General features: G+C 68.6%; 17 protein-coding genes. 5 read left to right on the top strand and 12 right to left on the bottom strand.

The genetic code is table 11. From position 1 onward, the window contains the following. Positions 1-76 precede the first annotated feature (76 nt). From G6N57_RS11170 to G6N57_RS11180, 3 genes are read left to right on the top strand one after another with little or no spacing between them, the layout of a single operon-like run. Positions 77-508, top strand: coding sequence for an Rv0880 family HTH-type transcriptional regulator (locus tag G6N57_RS11170; protein WP_077740462.1), 432 nt, complete (start codon positions 77-79; stop codon positions 506-508). Beyond that, positions 505-1,326, top strand: coding sequence for a TrmH family RNA methyltransferase (locus G6N57_RS11175; protein WP_077740464.1), 822 nt, complete (start codon positions 505-507; stop codon positions 1,324-1,326). The genes G6N57_RS11170 and G6N57_RS11175 overlap by 4 nt, the downstream gene beginning before the upstream one ends. A 20-nt stretch (positions 1,327-1,346) precedes the next feature. After that, positions 1,347-1,622, top strand: coding sequence for a DUF2537 domain-containing protein (locus G6N57_RS11180; RefSeq protein ID WP_077740465.1), 276 nt, complete (start codon positions 1,347-1,349; stop codon positions 1,620-1,622). A 12-nt stretch (positions 1,623-1,634) separates the two neighbouring features. Here G6N57_RS11180 and G6N57_RS11185 read toward each other — a convergent pair whose 3' ends face one another. The 4 genes from G6N57_RS11185 to map all read right to left on the bottom strand — a co-directional run bounded on the left by G6N57_RS11185 (position 1,635) and on the right by map (position 5,492). Beyond that, on the bottom strand, positions 1,635-2,546 hold the full coding sequence (locus G6N57_RS11185) for a class I SAM-dependent methyltransferase (RefSeq protein ID WP_077740466.1): 912 nt from the start codon (positions 2,544-2,546) through the stop codon (positions 1,635-1,637). Positions 2,547-2,702: 156 nt separating this feature from the next. Further along, positions 2,703-3,518, bottom strand: coding sequence for a septation protein SepH (gene sepH / locus G6N57_RS11190; protein WP_077740467.1), 816 nt, complete (start codon positions 3,516-3,518; stop codon positions 2,703-2,705). Positions 3,519-3,598: 80 nt separating this feature from the next. Beyond that, complete coding sequence (gene serC / locus G6N57_RS11195) at positions 3,599-4,705, bottom strand: phosphoserine transaminase (protein WP_077740469.1); 1,107 nt, start codon at positions 4,703-4,705, stop codon at positions 3,599-3,601. 22 nt (positions 4,706-4,727) lie between these two features. Beyond that, the gene (gene map / locus G6N57_RS11200) at positions 4,728-5,492 is read right to left on the bottom strand and encodes a type I methionyl aminopeptidase (protein ID WP_077740470.1); all 765 of its coding nucleotides are present in this window, start codon (positions 5,490-5,492) and stop codon (positions 4,728-4,730) included. Between the two features lie 122 nt (positions 5,493-5,614). Here map and G6N57_RS11205 point away from each other — a divergent pair, with 122 nt between their 5' ends. Continuing rightward, positions 5,615-6,631 (top strand): AurF N-oxygenase family protein, encoded by a 1,017-nt coding sequence (locus G6N57_RS11205; protein ID WP_077740472.1) that lies wholly within the window; start codon positions 5,615-5,617, stop codon positions 6,629-6,631. Between the two features lie 29 nt (positions 6,632-6,660). After that, positions 6,661-8,319: a 4Fe-4S binding protein gene (locus tag G6N57_RS11210; protein ID WP_077740473.1), complete on the top strand. Its 1,659-nt coding sequence runs from the start codon at positions 6,661-6,663 to the stop codon at positions 8,317-8,319. Between the two features lie 2 nt (positions 8,320-8,321). Here the strand turns inward: G6N57_RS11210 and G6N57_RS11215 are convergent, their stop codons facing one another. The 8 genes from G6N57_RS11215 to G6N57_RS11250 form a co-directional block, all read right to left on the bottom strand. Next, complete coding sequence (locus G6N57_RS11215; protein ID WP_077740474.1) at positions 8,322-8,873, bottom strand: AAA family ATPase; 552 nt, start codon at positions 8,871-8,873, stop codon at positions 8,322-8,324. Beyond that, positions 8,860-9,603: an energy-coupling factor transporter transmembrane component T family protein gene (locus G6N57_RS11220; protein WP_077740476.1), complete on the bottom strand. Its 744-nt coding sequence runs from the start codon at positions 9,601-9,603 to the stop codon at positions 8,860-8,862. The genes G6N57_RS11215 and G6N57_RS11220 overlap by 14 nt, the downstream gene beginning before the upstream one ends. Then, positions 9,600-11,102, bottom strand: a complete 1,503-nt coding sequence (locus G6N57_RS11225) for an ABC transporter ATP-binding protein (protein ID WP_077740477.1) — start codon at positions 11,100-11,102, stop codon at positions 9,600-9,602. The genes G6N57_RS11220 and G6N57_RS11225 overlap by 4 nt, the downstream gene beginning before the upstream one ends. After that, positions 11,099-11,716, bottom strand: a complete 618-nt coding sequence (locus G6N57_RS11230) for an ECF transporter S component (protein ID WP_077740478.1) — start codon at positions 11,714-11,716, stop codon at positions 11,099-11,101. Before G6N57_RS11230 ends, G6N57_RS11225 begins: the two co-directional genes overlap by 4 nt. An 84-nt stretch (positions 11,717-11,800) precedes the next feature. Next, positions 11,801-12,343: a GNAT family N-acetyltransferase gene (locus G6N57_RS11235; protein WP_077740479.1), complete on the bottom strand. Its 543-nt coding sequence runs from the start codon at positions 12,341-12,343 to the stop codon at positions 11,801-11,803. A 108-nt stretch (positions 12,344-12,451) separates the two neighbouring features. After that, complete coding sequence (locus G6N57_RS11240) at positions 12,452-12,904, bottom strand: VOC family protein (protein ID WP_077740480.1); 453 nt, start codon at positions 12,902-12,904, stop codon at positions 12,452-12,454. A 121-nt stretch (positions 12,905-13,025) separates the two neighbouring features. Then, entirely contained in the window at positions 13,026-13,661 is a 636-nt protein-coding gene (locus G6N57_RS11245) for a maleylpyruvate isomerase family mycothiol-dependent enzyme (protein ID WP_234815757.1), read from the bottom strand. Next, positions 13,637-14,755: a citrate synthase 2 gene (locus G6N57_RS11250; protein WP_077740482.1), complete on the bottom strand. Its 1,119-nt coding sequence runs from the start codon at positions 14,753-14,755 to the stop codon at positions 13,637-13,639. Before G6N57_RS11250 ends, G6N57_RS11245 begins: the two co-directional genes overlap by 25 nt. Positions 14,756-14,782 lie beyond the last annotated feature (27 nt).

Genomic DNA, 14,782 nt, shown 5'->3' on the forward strand with positions numbered 1-14,782 from the left:
ACGTATCGGATGGGATGGGGATTCATTGGTCTTGGTTTTAGCCCTTTACTCCCTCGGCCTCAGTACTATTTCCGATGTGAAGGATCCGGAGGCGCGTCTCGCGAACGATCTGGCTCTGGCCGTAGTCCGTCTGGCACGTCAATTACGTACGCGGCGTGCGGAATCCCCCGTTTCCCTGACCCAGTTCTCGGCACTGGCCACCCTGGCGAAGGAGGGTGCGATGACGCCGGGTGCCCTGGCCGTGCGTGAGCGGGTGCGCCCGCCGTCGATGACCCGGGTGATCGCCTCCCTGGCCGAGCTGGGGCTGGTGGCTCGCGCGGCTCATCCGGTGGACGGTCGCCAGGTCGTGGTGTCGGCCTCGCCGGCCGGGATGACCCTGGTCGAGGCCGAGCGCAAGGCGAGCCAGGAGTGGCTCAAGGCGCAGCTGTCCCGGTTGGATCCCGATGAACGGCAGACCCTGGTCACTGCGACCGATCTGATGTCGGCGATGGTTTTCGAAGGCGCGTGAGTCTGCTGCAGGTAATCGATATCGAGGACCCGGCCGATTCCCGGTTGGACGACTTCCGCGATCTCAACAGCGTGGACCGTCGGCCCGATCTGCCCAGCGGCAAGGGACTGGTGATCGCCGAGGGCGTCCTGGTGGCTCAGCGCATGCTGGCCTCCCGCTTCGTGCCGCGGGCGCTGCTGGGCACCGACAGGCGCCTGACCGAACTGGCCGCCGACCTCGAGGGCGTGGATGTGCCGTTCTACCGGACCAGCGCCGACGTGATGGCCGCCGCGGTCGGGTTCCACCTCAACCGGGGCGTGCTGGCGTCGGCTTCGCGGGCACCGGAGTTGTCGGTGGCCGAGGTGATCTCCGGCGCGCGCACAGTGGCGGTGCTCGAAGGCGTCAACGATCACGAGAATCTCGGGTCGATCTTCCGCAACGCCGCCGGGCTTTCCGTCGACGCGGTGGTGTTCGGCGCGGGATGTGCCGATCCGCTGTACCGGCGGGCCGTGCGGGTGTCGATGGGGCATGCCCTTCTGGTGCCGTTCGCCCGCGCCGCATCGTGGCCCGGTGATCTTGGTCTGTTGCGGGACAACGGGTTTCGGCTGCTGGCGATGACGCCCGATCCGGCTGCCGCGACGCTGTCCGAGGCCATGTCGCAGCTCGAGGGCGACCGGGTGGCGATCCTGGTCGGCGCGGAGGGGCCGGGCCTGACCGAGCACACCATGCGGGCCAGCGACGTGCGGGTGCGCATCCCGATGTCACGTGGCACCGATTCGCTCAACGTCGCCACCGCCGCGGCGCTGGCCTTCTACGAACGTGCCAGGCTCGGGAGCTGATGTCGCGTTAGATTGACTCCGTGACCGACGATTCGACGCCGTGGGGTACGGGCCTGACGGTGGCCGCGTTCGTGGCCGCGGTGCTCGGCGCGGCGATCGTGGTGCTCGGCGTCGGGCTGCTGCGGGTACACCCGCTGCTGGCGATCGGGCTGAACATGGTGGCCGTCGGTGGCCTGGCCCCCACGGTGTGGGGCTGGCGGCAGCGGCCGGTGTGGCGCTGGTTCGTGCTGGGCTCGGGCGTCGGCGTGGCCGGCGGCTGGCTGGTGCTCCTCGCGATCGGGTTGACCCAGGCCTGACCTCCCCGCGGCTCAGGCCACCAGCTCTGCCGCGGTGTAGTTGGCGTCGAGCAGCCCGGCGACGGCCTCGTCGCGGCGGAAGGGCCTTCCGTGGACCGCGAACATCTTTTCGGCCGTCGTGGTTTCGGGTTGCCAGCCGGTAGCGGTCAGGTAGTCCGCCACGGCGTTGCGGTCGCCTTCGAAGATCAGGTCTGACAGGTCGTCCAGCTCCAGGCCCTGTTCGCGCTGGTGCTCGGTGAGCGTCCGGATCCGCTTCTCGGCCAGCTCGGAGTGCCCGGCCATCCAGTCGGTGGCGAGCCGGCTGCCCGGTGCGCTCAGTGCGGTGATGTTGTCGAACAACCGGTCCTGTGCCTCCGGCGGCAGGTAGCCGAGCAGGCCCTCGGCGATCCACGCGGTCGGCGCTTGCGGGTCGAAGCCACGTGCGCGCAGCGCGGCGGGCCAGTCGTGGCGCAGGTCGATGCCGATGGCGTGCAACTCCGCGGCCGGGGCGGCGCCAAGATCCGCGAGTGCCCGGCCTTTGAACTCGATGACGGCCGGCTGATCCAGTTCGAATACGGTCATCCCGGCGGGCCAGGGCAGCCGGTAAGCGCGGGCATCCAGCCCGGAGGCCAGGATGACGGCCTGGCGGATGCCGGCTTGGACAGCGGTCAGGAAGAAATCGTCGAAGTAGCGGGTGCGGATGGCCATGCCGTCGGCGATCACCTGCGGATCGAGCGGCTCGGCGGCGCCGTCGGCAACCAGGTCACCCTGGGCCAGGCGGACGTAGTAGTCCACCCCGACTGCGTCGACCAGCGGCCGGGCGTACGGGTCGGAGATCAGCGGGTCGGTGGCGTTGGAGGCCAGGGCGCGGGAGGCGGCGACGCCGGTCGCGGTGGCGCCAACGCCCGTGGCCAGGTCCCAGGTGTCGTTCTCGGTGCGTGGCATGACCCCTCCAAATGCATAGCAAGGCTAGTTATTAGCTACTATAACTAACTTGTGCACGTGCTGGAGGTCGCGTTCGCCACACTTCGGTTAACTGTGTCTTGTGCACGATTTTCGGCGGCTACCGCGGAAAACCGTGCACAAATCGCTCGAAAGCGACTAGGGCTGGGTGCCGGACGACCGCACGCCCAGCAGCACGTCCTCCCAGGCCGGCACCGCCGGGCGTGCCTTGCGGCTGCGCTTGGGTGCCGGGGGAGCGGGCGCGGGTTCCGGCTCGGCCGGTCGGCTGAACTGATCGGGCACCGCGGCAGGCGTTTCCTGGACCTCGTGGGTGTCGTGGTGGTCGAACAGGTGCGGCACTGCGGCGACGGGGCGCAGCGGGCGACCGAAATCGGGGTTGATCAGCTGACGGGCCGCGTCATCCGAGGCGGCCACGGTGCCGCCGTGAGCTCCCGGGCTGTACCGGAAGTGTGCGACGTTGTCCGACCGGCCGGCCTTCCATGCCAGCTGCACGGTCCAGCGGCTGTCCTCGTTGCGCCAGGCATCCCAGGCGATGGAATCGGGGTCGAGGCCGCGCGCCACCAGGGCCTGGGTGACGGTCTCCAGCAGCGTCAGCACCGCCGGTCCGTCGGCCAGCACCGGATGCGCCGCGGTGGCCAGTTCGGCCGCACGGGCGCGTTCCAGCAGCACCGGATGGGCGAACCGCTCGACCCGCTCGACAGGCACCCCGGCGGCCTCGGCCAATTGCTCGACCGACGCTCCGGCGCGAATCTTTGCCTGAATCTCCTTGGGTCGCAGCACGTTCTGCACCTCTACATCGCTCTCGGTCTGATTCGAGGCGACCTTGTCACCACGCATCGCTGCGCGGAGCCGGTCATCGACACGCAAGCTGAACATGTCCTTGGCGGAGTCGTCGGATTCACAGATGATGCGTCTGCCGTCTACGTTCAAACCAACGACTCTGAGTTCTCGCATACCGACCAAACCTCCTGCGCGAACCCTACTGCGTTATCCGCCCGTTACCGGGCTGACACGCTGGCGGGAGAGGGGCCGACTCAGAGGTTTTCGACGACCCAGTCGACGCAGCTGGTCAGGGCGCTCACATCGTCGGGCTCCACGGCCGGGAACATGCCGATCCGCAACTGGTTACGGCCCAGCTTGCGGTACGGCTCGGTGTCCACGACCCCGTTGGCCCGCAGCACCTTGGCGACCGCGGCCGCGTCCACCGAATCGCTGAAGTCGATGGTGCCGACCACCTGCGAGCGCAGCGCCGGATCGGTGACGAACGGAGTGGCGAAGCTCGCTGCCTCGGCCCACGAGTACAGCCGCTGCGAAGAGTCGGCGGTGCGCTTGACCGCCCAGTCCAGTCCGCCGTTGCCGTTGAGCCAGTCGAGCTGCTCGGCGAGCAGGATCAGCGTGGCGATGGCCGGGGTGTTGTAGGTCTGGTTCTTGAGGCTGTTCTCCACCGCGATGGGCAGCGACAGGAAGTCCGGCACCCAGCGGTCGGATGCGCCGATCGCCTCGATCCGGGCCAGCGCCGCGGGGCTGACGATGGCCAGCCACAGGCCGCCGTCACCGGCGAAATTCTTCTGCGGCGCAAAGTAATACGCGTCGGTATCGGCGATGTCGACGGGCAGGCCGCCGGCGGCAGAGGTGGCGTCGATGAGTACCAGCGCATCGCCGGCCGGACGCTGCACCGGCACCGCGACACCGGTAGAGGTTTCGTTGTGCGCCCAGGCGACGACGTCCACCGACGGGTCGGACTGCGGCTCCGGCGCGGTGCCCGGGTCGGTCTTGACGATGATCGGGTCGCCGATGAAGGGGTTCTTCGCCACGCACGAGGCGAACTTGGCGCTGAACTCGCCATAGGTCAGGTGCAGCGATTTCTTGTCGATCAGACCGAAGGCCGCGGCGTCCCAGAAAGCGGTCGAGCCGCCGTTGCCGAGGATCACCTCGTAGCCGTCGGGAACCGAGAACAGCTCGCGCAGCCCGTCGCGGACGCGACCGACGAGATTCTTGATCGGCGCCTGCCGGTGGGACGTGCCGAACAGATCCCCGGCAGCGGCCAGCGCGGTCAGTTGCTCGGGGCGGACCTTGGAGGGGCCACATCCGAAACGGCCGTCGCGGGGCAACAAGTCGGCGGGGATGATCAGTTCAGCCATGGGACCAGCCTAAAGTCGGCCGCTACAGCGTCAAAATTCGGGCGCCGGCAGTGGTGACGGCCACAGTGTGCTCGCTGTGTGCGGCGCGGGCTCCGGTGGCGCTGCGCAGCGTCCACCCGTCGGGGTCGTGGACATAGCCCGTGCTGCCGTCGGCGATCAGCATCGGTTCGATCGCGATCACCAGGCCGGGCCGCAGGGCCATGCCCTCCCCGGGCCGTCCCGAGTTGGGGACGTGCGGTGCTTCGTGCATGGTCCGGCCGATGCCGTGCCCGCCGTGGTTGGCGAGCAGGCCGTACCCGGCCTCGGCGGCCACCGACGCGATCGCGTGACCGATGTCGCCCAACGTGTTGCCGGGCCGCACCGCGGCGATCCCGGCGGCCAGCGCCGCATCCGTGGCCTCGATCAACGCGGCGTCGGCCGGCCGCGGTGTGCCGATCACGAAGCTGCGGGCGGCATCGCCGCACCAGCCGTTCAGGATCGCTCCGAAATCCACCGACACCAGGTCGCCGTCGGCCAGGACGGTGTCGTCGGGGATGCCGTGCACCACGGCGTCGTTGACGCTCACGCACAGCACTGCGGGGAACGGCCTGGGCGCCCAGCGCGGGTGGTAGTCGAGGAATGGCGACGTGGCGCCGTTGGCGGCCAGGATCTCAGCCGCGATCCGGTCCAAATCGGTGGTGGTGAGGCCTGCGGCGGCCTCGGCAGCAAGCGCACGTAATGTGTCGGCCACCACAGCGCCGGCTGCGGCCATCGCCTCTACCTGGGCTTCGGTCTTCAGATTGACCACGGGCGGCTACCTGTCGGCAAACTTATGGAATCAGGCATGGACTTTTACTCGATACCTGCGGTACCGTTTGTACAACAAGTGGGTAGATGTAAACCTCAGACGAGTATAGAGAGGTCTGCAACATGGCTCGGACCAAGATGGTCAGGCGTTGGCGCAAGAACATGGACGTCAGCGACGACACCCAGTACGTCGAGATGCTCTCCACGCTGTCCGAGGGGTCGGTGCGGCGCAACTTCAACCCGTACAAGGACATCGAGTGGGATTCGCCGGAGTTCGCGGTGACCCCGAACGATCCGCGCTGGATCCTGCCTGCGACCGACCCGATGGGTGGGCACGCGTGGTATCAGGCCCAGCCGGTCGAGCGGCAGATCCAGATCGGCATGTGGCGCCAGGCCAACGTCGCCAAGGTCGGCCTGCACTTCGAGAACATCCTCATCCGCGGCCTGATGGAGTACTCGTTCTGGGTGCCCAACGGCTCGCCGGAATACCGGTACTGCCTGCACGAATCCGTTGAGGAGTGCAACCACACCCTGATGTTCCAGGAGATGGTGAACCGGATCGGCATGGATGTGCCGGGCATGCCGCGGCTGCTCAAGTGGCTGCAGCCGCTCATCCCGCTGGCCGCAGGCCCGCTGCCGATTCCGTTCTTCTTCGGCGTCCTCGCCGGCGAGGAGCCCATCGACCACACGCAGAAGAACGTGCTGCGCGAGGGCAAGGCCCTGCACCCGATCATGGAACGGGTCATGGCGATCCACGTCGCCGAGGAGGCGCGGCACATCTCGTTCGCGCACCAGTACCTGCACAAGCGGGTGCCGAACCTGCGTCGCCGGCAGCGCTGGATCCTGTCGCTGTTCGTGCCGCTGACCATGCGCATCCTGTGTTCGGCCATCATCGTGCCGCCGCGTGCGTTCTGGAAGGAATTCGACATCCCGCGTTCGGTGCGCAAGGAGCTGTTCTTCGGTTCGCCCGAGTCGCGCAAGATGCTGCGGGACATGTTCGGCGACGTCCGGATGCTGTGCCACGACACCGGCCTGATGAACCCGATCGCCAAGCTGATGTGGCGGATCTGCAAGATCGACGGGCCGCCGAGCCGCTACCGTAGCGAGCCGCAGCGCGAGCACCTGGTCTCCGTCGCCTAAAGCTCGCCCCGGAGGGTCGAAGGTTAGTTATGCCCCATGTGATCACCCAGTCGTGTTGTAGCGACGGGTCCTGTGTCTACGCGTGCCCGGTGAACTGCATCCATCCGTCACCGGATGAGCCGGGCTTCGCGACGGCCGAGATGCTCTACATCGATCCCGATGCCTGTGTGGACTGTGGCGCGTGCGTCAGCGCGTGCCCGGTCGGCGCGATCGAGGCCGATACCCGGCTGACGGAGAAGCAGCTGCCGTTCATCGAGCTCAACGCGGCCTTCTACCCGAAGCGCGAAGGCAAGCTGCCGCCGACGTCCAAGCTGGCGCCGGTCATCGCGGCGCCGAAGGTGGAGGCGCGCGGGGGCACGCCGCTGACGGTGGCGATCGTGGGTTCCGGCCCGGCGGCCATGTACGCGGCCGACGAGTTGCTGACGCAGCGGGGCGTGCGGGTCAACGTCTTCGAGAAGCTGCCTACCCCCTACGGGCTGGTGCGCGCCGGCGTCGCGCCGGACCACCAGAGCACCAAGCGGGTGACGCGACTGTTCGACGTCATCGGCAAGCAACCGGGGTTCAAGTTCTTCCTCAACGTCGAGGTGGGCCAGCACCTGTCGCATGCCGACCTGCTGGAGCACCATCACGCCGTGCTGTACGCGGTGGGTGCGCCCAACGATCGTCGCCTCGCCATCGACGGTATGGACCTGGCCGGCACCGGGACGGCCACCGAGATGGTGGCGTGGATCAACGGGCATCCCGAGTTCACCGATCTGCCCGTGGACCTGAGCCACGAGCGGGTGGTCATCGTGGGCAACGGCAACGTCGCATTCGACGTGGCCCGGATCCTCACCACCGATCCGGATGTGTTGGCCCGCACCGACATCTCCGATCATGCGCTCGCGGCCCTGCGTACCTCGAAGGTTTCCGAGGTGGTGATCGCGGCCCGCCGCGGTCCCGCGGAGTCGGCCTTCACCCTGCCTGAGCTGATCGGTCTGACCGCCGGCTGTGACGTCGTGCTCGACGAGGCCGATCACCAGTTGGTGGCGGCGGATCTGGCCCGCGAGACGGACCCGTTGACACGTAACAAGCTGGAGATCCTGGCCAAGCTCGGCAACGCCTCCGCACCGCTGACCCGGCCGCGGATCCGGCTGGCCTACCGGCTGACCCCGCAGCGCGTCCTCGGTGAGGATCGCGTGAGTGGCATCGAGTTCGGTGTCACCGGGACAGACGAGGTGCGCACGCTCGACGCCGGGCTGGTGCTTACCTCGATCGGTTACCGCGGCAAGGCAATTGCCGATCTGCCGTTCGACGACGACGCGGCCGTCGTGCCCAACGACGCCGGGCGCGTCCGTGACGCGGTGGGTGCCTACGTGGCGGGCTGGATCAAGCGCGGGCCCACCGGTTTCATCGGCACCAACAAGTCATGCGCGGCGCAGACCGTGCACCAGCTGGTCGACGATTACAACGCCGGTGTCCTCACCGATCCGGTGCACAAGGCCGCCGCGCTGGAGAAGCTGGTGCGGACCCGCCAGCCCGCGATGGTCGACGCCGCCGGGTGGCAGGCGATCGACGCCGCCGAGATCGCCCGTGGTGGCGAGGACCGGCCGCGCGACAAGTTCACCTCGGTCGACGAGATGGTCGCGGTCGCCGCGGCGGCACCGAAACCGACTATGCGGCAACGGGTTCTGGCGGGGCTGCGCTGAGATCAACCGCGCGCGGTGAATTCGAATCCGCGTGTGGTGGGCTGCGCGATCAGGTCGGCGCACACCCTCGGCTGGAACCGGATGATGTATTCCTCCTCCTGGGCGGCCCATCGGTCCCAGTGCGGCCGGTAGGTATCGCCGTCGCGTTCCAGTGCCCGGCGCTTGCGCTCGGCGTCGTCGGCGTCCACCCAGATACCGAGGTCCGCAAGAGCCCGGGTGGCGGGGGTGAGCGCGCCGATGCCCTCGACGATGAGTCGTTGTCCGGGTTCGACGGTGTGCCAGCCGGCGGGTCCGTCTGTCGCCCAATCCCATTCCCGCCAGCGTCCGGTGTTCCCGGCGGCCCGCGGCTCCAGCAGCGAGTGCCGCACATGATCGGCCGCCCAGAGTAATCCGTCCCAGCCCGGGTAGATGTCATCGAGCCGGACGACGACACTGCCGGCCCACGCGTTGTGCAGTTCGACGGCCAGCGTGGACTTGCCCGACCCGGACCGGCCGTCGATCAGGACTGTCGTGGCCGCCGCGCCGAGGCGGCGCAGGATGTCATCGAGTGCCAATGAAGTTCCATGTTCCGCACGCTACCGACACCGCGATCGCGGTCGCCGCGATGGCGATTCCCGCGGCGATCAAGGCGAATTCGCGCGCTCCGAACGGAGATGGGCGGGCCCAGGTCCGGTCCGGGTAGGCGCCGAAGCCGCGCGCTTCCATCGCGGTGGCCAGCTTCGATCCGCGTCGCACGGCGAACACCAGCAGGGCGAACGCCTGCCCTGCGATCCGTCGCACCCTGGCGTGATCGGCCACGCCGCGGGCCCGCCGGGCATAACCGAGGTACTGCCAGTCCTGCCCGAGCAGCCCGACCATCCGCAGCCCGGCCAGTGCTCCGATCACGAACCGGGCAGGCAGCCGCAACACCTGACCCAAACCGTCTGCCAGCTCGGTGGATTCGACATCGATGAACAGAATGACCGAGGGCAGCGCGATGGCCAGCACGCGAAGAAAGGTGGCCAGCGCCAGCGCGATGGACCCGTCGCTGATCGTGACGAGGAAGAAGTGCCAGTACACGGTCCCGGTGGTCTGCCCGTAGAGCAGGATGGTCACGGCCGTGAGTGCGGCCGCGACGAGGACCACGGCGCCCCGGATCAGCGCCGCGCGCAGCTTCACCCCGATGGCGGCGAACAGCACGATCTCACCGACCAGCGCGGTCAGTGCCGACACCCAGTCCACCGAGAGCACCAGCGCCGCCGCGATGATCAGGGCGGTGAGCAGTCGTGCGACCGGATTGATCATGCCGTCGTTCCCGGGGTGGGCCCGGCCTCCGTGGTGGGCTCCCAGTCCGGCAGCTCGATCCTGCCGTCGGCGAGCAGGGCGGCGAAGTCGAGATCGTGAGTCGCGGCGACGACGGCCGTTCCGGCGTCGGCGATCTCGGCCAGCAGCCGGGTCAGTTCTTCCCAGGTGCGGCGGTCCTGCCCGAAGGTGGGCTCGTCGAGAATGATCACCTTGGGCGCGGTGGCCAGCATGGTGGCGACCGACAGGCGGCGCTTCTCTCCGCCGGAGAGCGTGTAGGGGTTCACTTCGGCGAGCTGGGTCAGGCGCAGTCGCTCCATGAGTTCGTCGGTGCGTGCGCTGATCTCGGTGTGGCCGAGCTTGATCGCCTTGGGGCCGAGCGCGAGTTCGTCGCGCACCGTGCCGGTGAGGAACTGGTGCTCGGGATCCTGGAACACGCTGCCGATGCGGGTGAGCAGTTCCTTGGACCGCCACTTGATGGGTTGGCGCCGCGACGGGGAGGGGGCGAAGCCGGCTTCCGCCTCCAGCCGGCCGGACGGCGCCGGCAGCAGTCCGCCGATGGTGAGGGCCAGGGTCGACTTGCCCGCCCCGTTCGGGCCGGTGATCACCGTGGTCTGCCCTGGGGTGATCTCGAAATTCAACCCGACGTGCATCGGCGGATCGCCGGGGTGCGCGAGCGCCAGATCTGTTGCATGCAGCAGTGATTCGGCTGCACGATAACGGTGGCGCTCGATCTCGGGCAGCGGGGTGTCGGGTACCCAGACGCCCGATCGGACCAGGTAGTCATGGTTGCGCCGGATGGTCTGGTCGGGGGTTCCGTCCGCGACCACTTCACCGTCGGCGCCCAGCACGATCACCCGGTCGATGACCGGCAGCCACATCTCGGTGCGGTGCTCGATGACGATGAGCGTGGCACCGGTGCGCGCCACCGATGCGGCCACGGCATCCCGCACTTCGAGGACTCCGGCCGGGTCGAGGTTGGCCGTGGGTTCGTCGAGCAGGATGAGGCCGGGATCCATGGCGATCACCCCGGCCAGTGCGAGGCGCTGTTTCTGCCCGCCGGACAGCTCCGAAGTGGATTGGGACAAAGCAAGATTCAGGCCGACGGCGTCTAATGCCGCGCGGACGCGAGGCCAGATCTGTTCGCGGTCGACGCCGAAGTTCTCCATGCCGAAGGCGACGTCGTCCCCGACTCGGGACAGGATCACCTGGGAGTCGGGATCCTGCAGCACCATGCCGATCCGGTGGCGTTGTTCACTCGGCGGGCGCCCGTCGACCAGCAGGCTGCCGGTCTGTCGGCCCTCGTCGGCCCCGCCGAGAAGTCCGGCGATGCCGTGCAGCAGAGTCGATTTCCCGGCGCCGGACGGACCGAGGAGCAGCACGCGTTCGCCGGGTTCGATCCGCAGTTCGAGGTCGCGCACGGCCCAGGCGGCGCGACCGGCGTGGCTCCAACCCCAGTTGTGCGCCGTGACGGTGGCACCGGTGCCGTGCGGTGAACTCATCGAGCGTCTGGGCCGATCCGCCCCGAGGCGAACCGGCTCAGCGCCCCGGTCTTGGCCAGACCTCGGACCGCGAACCAGGACAGCAGGCCGGCCACGAGCGTGCCGGAGACGATCGCCGAGACGGTGTAGATCACGGCGAAGGTGTTCGCCGAACCGGGGTACCACAGGATGAGGTCATTGATGGCCAACGCCAATCCCGCGACAGCCCCCGCGAGCAGCGCGACGGGCAATCCCCAACGGCGGTACAGGAACACCGCGAAGACCAGTTCCGCGCCGATGCCCTGCACCAGGCCTGACTCGAGGGTGAGCACGCCCCACTGGTTGCCGACCAGTGCCGACACCGTGGCGGCGACGAGCTCGCCGTACAGGGCAGCGCCCGGTTTGCGGATCACCAGAGCGGTGAGCACACCGGCGAACAACCAGCCACCGGCGAGCAGCGCCTGTAATCCGGGGAGCAGCGCGCTGAGCGGTGCGCTGATCGGGTTGGACGCGATGTTCCACACGACGAACACCAACCCGGCAGCGGTCGCGAGGACGCTGGCGACGACGATGTCCACGACCCGCCAGCGCAGCGCGCGAGCAGCCGGCGTGGTGTCGGTCGGCTGGGCGTCCATCGGTCTCCTTCGTGCTCCGGCATGGCGCATCCGCGGGAATGCGCGGCACTCAGTATGAACGGTGCGGAGCCGGCCAGAATCCGGCTACCAGAGGTCGCCCGCGCGCCAGTCGCAGATCAGGGGCACTGACATCGTGAAATCGTGAGCCGTGGCGTCCGTCGGGAGCAGGAAGATCCGGTCGGCCGGGTCGTACGTGTCGATGACCCCGTCAGGGGTATCGGCCTGGGTCGGGCCCATCCAGAGTTGCCAGCCGCGGCCGGCATAGAACTGGGCAGCGCTCTCCACCGCGTCGAGCGCGCCGATGTCGTGTCCGGTGCGGATGATCGATTCCGTGTGGTCCATCACCAGACGGCCCAGGCCGCGGCCCTGCTGGTCACCGCGCACAGCGACAGCTTCGACGTAGCCGGTGTCGAAGACCTTGTCCGCGTGACGCAGCGTGCGGGGCACCACAGCCGCATGCGCCAGCAACTCGCGATCCTCGGTGACCAACACGTGTGCGCCGTCGACACCGTGAAGCCAGTCGTACTCGCGGAAAGCGTCGCCGAATGCCGCGCGGACCAATTTCTCGGCCGAACTCAGGACCTCTGGGCTCAGTTCGCCGGGCTCGGCCACCACGACGTCGATCACCCGCTCAGGATGCCACTGGCCGCCGCGACTTCCGGGTAGCCGCGCGGGTCCCTCGGGCCTGCCTCACCGACACAGCGGCGACGGTGAGGCAGAGCCGAGCGGCTGAGGCTACTGCCCGGACTTCATCGCCTGTTCGATCTCGTCGATGCTTACCTCGCGGACGGGTTGCCCGAGTGACCACTGGTGCCCGAAGGGGTCGCGCACCACGCCGTACCGGTCGCCCCAGAACTGATCTTCCAGCTCAGCGACCACCTCGGCACCGGCCTCGACGGCGCGGGCGAACTTATCCTCGACATCGGTGACGGTCAGGTGGATGGTCACCGGGGTGCCGCCCAGGGCCTTGGGCGTCGACGGCTTGCCGTCGTTGTACTCGGGAAAGTCGTCGTTGAGCATCACCGTCGACCCGTTGATGGTCAGGGCGGCGTGCACGAGCTTGCCGTCAGGCCCGGGTACCCGGCCCAACTCGGTGGCGCCGAACGCTTTGACGTAGAAATCGATTGCCGCTGCGGCGTCGTCGACAACGAGGTGCGGAGTGACTGCGGGTGTTACTTCGATCGCCATTGTTTTCTCCTGATATTGGTGAGCGGACTCAATGCAGACCCGCGCGGCGGGCGGATCTCATCGCCGGACAAGCCCCATGCAACCACCGGGGTCTGACATCCGCACGAACGGCTCAGAGAGATCAGGTGACGGAGAAGGTCCGCGGCAGCTCGGTGCGGCCGGTCAGCGCCATCAGCACGGTCTCACCCTCGCCCAGCTCCACCGCGATCTGGGTGGCCAGCACGCCCGCCGCTTCCAGCACCTCTTTCGGCAGGTCGGCGGAAAGACCTGTGGCCCGGGCGATGTCGAGGCTGTGCACGGCGAGTTCGAAGATGCGGGTCGGCAGGTATCCGCTCAACCGGATGCCGAAGCCACCGATGACGGTGATCAACGGGTCTCCGGCGTCGTCGATGTCGTCCAGGGCCCGGCTCGCCAGCGCGTCCACCGCGGCGGCCGGATCGGAGCCCAGGTCACGCCCGGCCTGCCTGCCGCGCTCGATGATGGCCTCGGCGCCGGCGTCGGACATGACCCCGCGCATGGCCGCGTAGTACTCGACCGGGCCGGCCAGATCGGCCGTCGACGCCGGGGACTGCAGATACGTGCTGACCGTGATCAGCGAGCGCGAGGTGTGGCCCACCAGGGCCCGCAGATCCCACTCGCCCAAACCGGGGCGAGCGAACGAATCCGCCGGCAGCACTTGCACCAATCTGGCGAAAGCATGTGCTGCAGAGGCGAACACGTCGCGACCGGCGATCATGACGTGGCGATCTTGTCCCATCCGGCCACCGACTCCACGCTGCGTGGTTCCGGGCCGACGTAGATGGCGGCCGGGCGGACCAGTTTGCCCAGCCGCTTCTGCTCCAGGATGTGGGCGCACCACCCGGCGGTCCGCCCGCAGGTGAACATCGCGGGCATCATCGAGGCGGGCACCTGGGCGAAGTCCAGGATCACCGCGGCCCAGAACTCGACGTTGGTCTCGATGGCCCGGTCCGGGCGGCGCTCGCGCAGCTCGGCCAGGGCGGCCTGCTCCAGCGCTGCGGCCACCTCGTAGCGGGGCGCCGCGAGACGTTGGGCCGTGGCCCGCAGCACCCGCGCCCGCGGGTCCTCGGCGCGGTAGACGCGGTGCCCGAAGCCCATCAGCTTGTCGCCGCGATCCAGGATGCCCTTGACCACCGCGCGGGCGTCACCGGTCTTCTCGACCTCTTCGATCATCGGCAGCACCCGGGCCGGGGCGCCGCCGTGCAGCGGCCCGCTCATCGCGCCCACCGCACCCGACAGGGAAGCCGCGACATCGGCGCCCGTCGAGGCGATCACCCGGGCGGTGAACGTCGACGCGTTCATCCCGTGCTCGGCGGCGGTGACCCAGTAGGCGTCGATCGCCTCGACATGCTTCGGATCGGGGTCGCCCTGCCAGCGCGTCATGAAACGTGCTGTGACCGTGTCGCATTCGTCGATCGTGCGCTGGGGCACCGCGGGCTGGTAGATGCCACGGGCGGACTGGGCGACGTAGGACAGTGCCATCACCGATGCGCGGGCCAGCTGGTCCCGCGCGGTGTCGTCGTCGATGTCCAACAGCGGTGCGTAGCCCCAGATTGGGGCCAGCATGGCCAGCCCGGCCTGGACGTCGACCCGCACGTCGCCACTGTGAATCGGCAGCGGGAACGGCTCGGCCGGAGGCAGACCCGTACCGAAGCTGCCGTCGACCAGCAGTCCCCAGACGTCTCCGAAGGTGACCCGGTGGCCGACCAGGTCCTCGATGTTCACGCCCCGGTAGCGCAGCGCACCACCGTCCTTGTCCGGTTCAGCGATCTCGGTGGTGAAGGCGACGACGCCTTCGAGGCCGGCAACGAAGTCTTCCGGTACAGCTGGCATGGCCAGATTCTTGCACCAACTCCAGGC

The organism is Mycolicibacterium boenickei (assembly GCF_010731295.1).
GTDB lineage: Bacteria > Actinomycetota > Actinomycetes > Mycobacteriales > Mycobacteriaceae > Mycobacterium > Mycobacterium boenickei.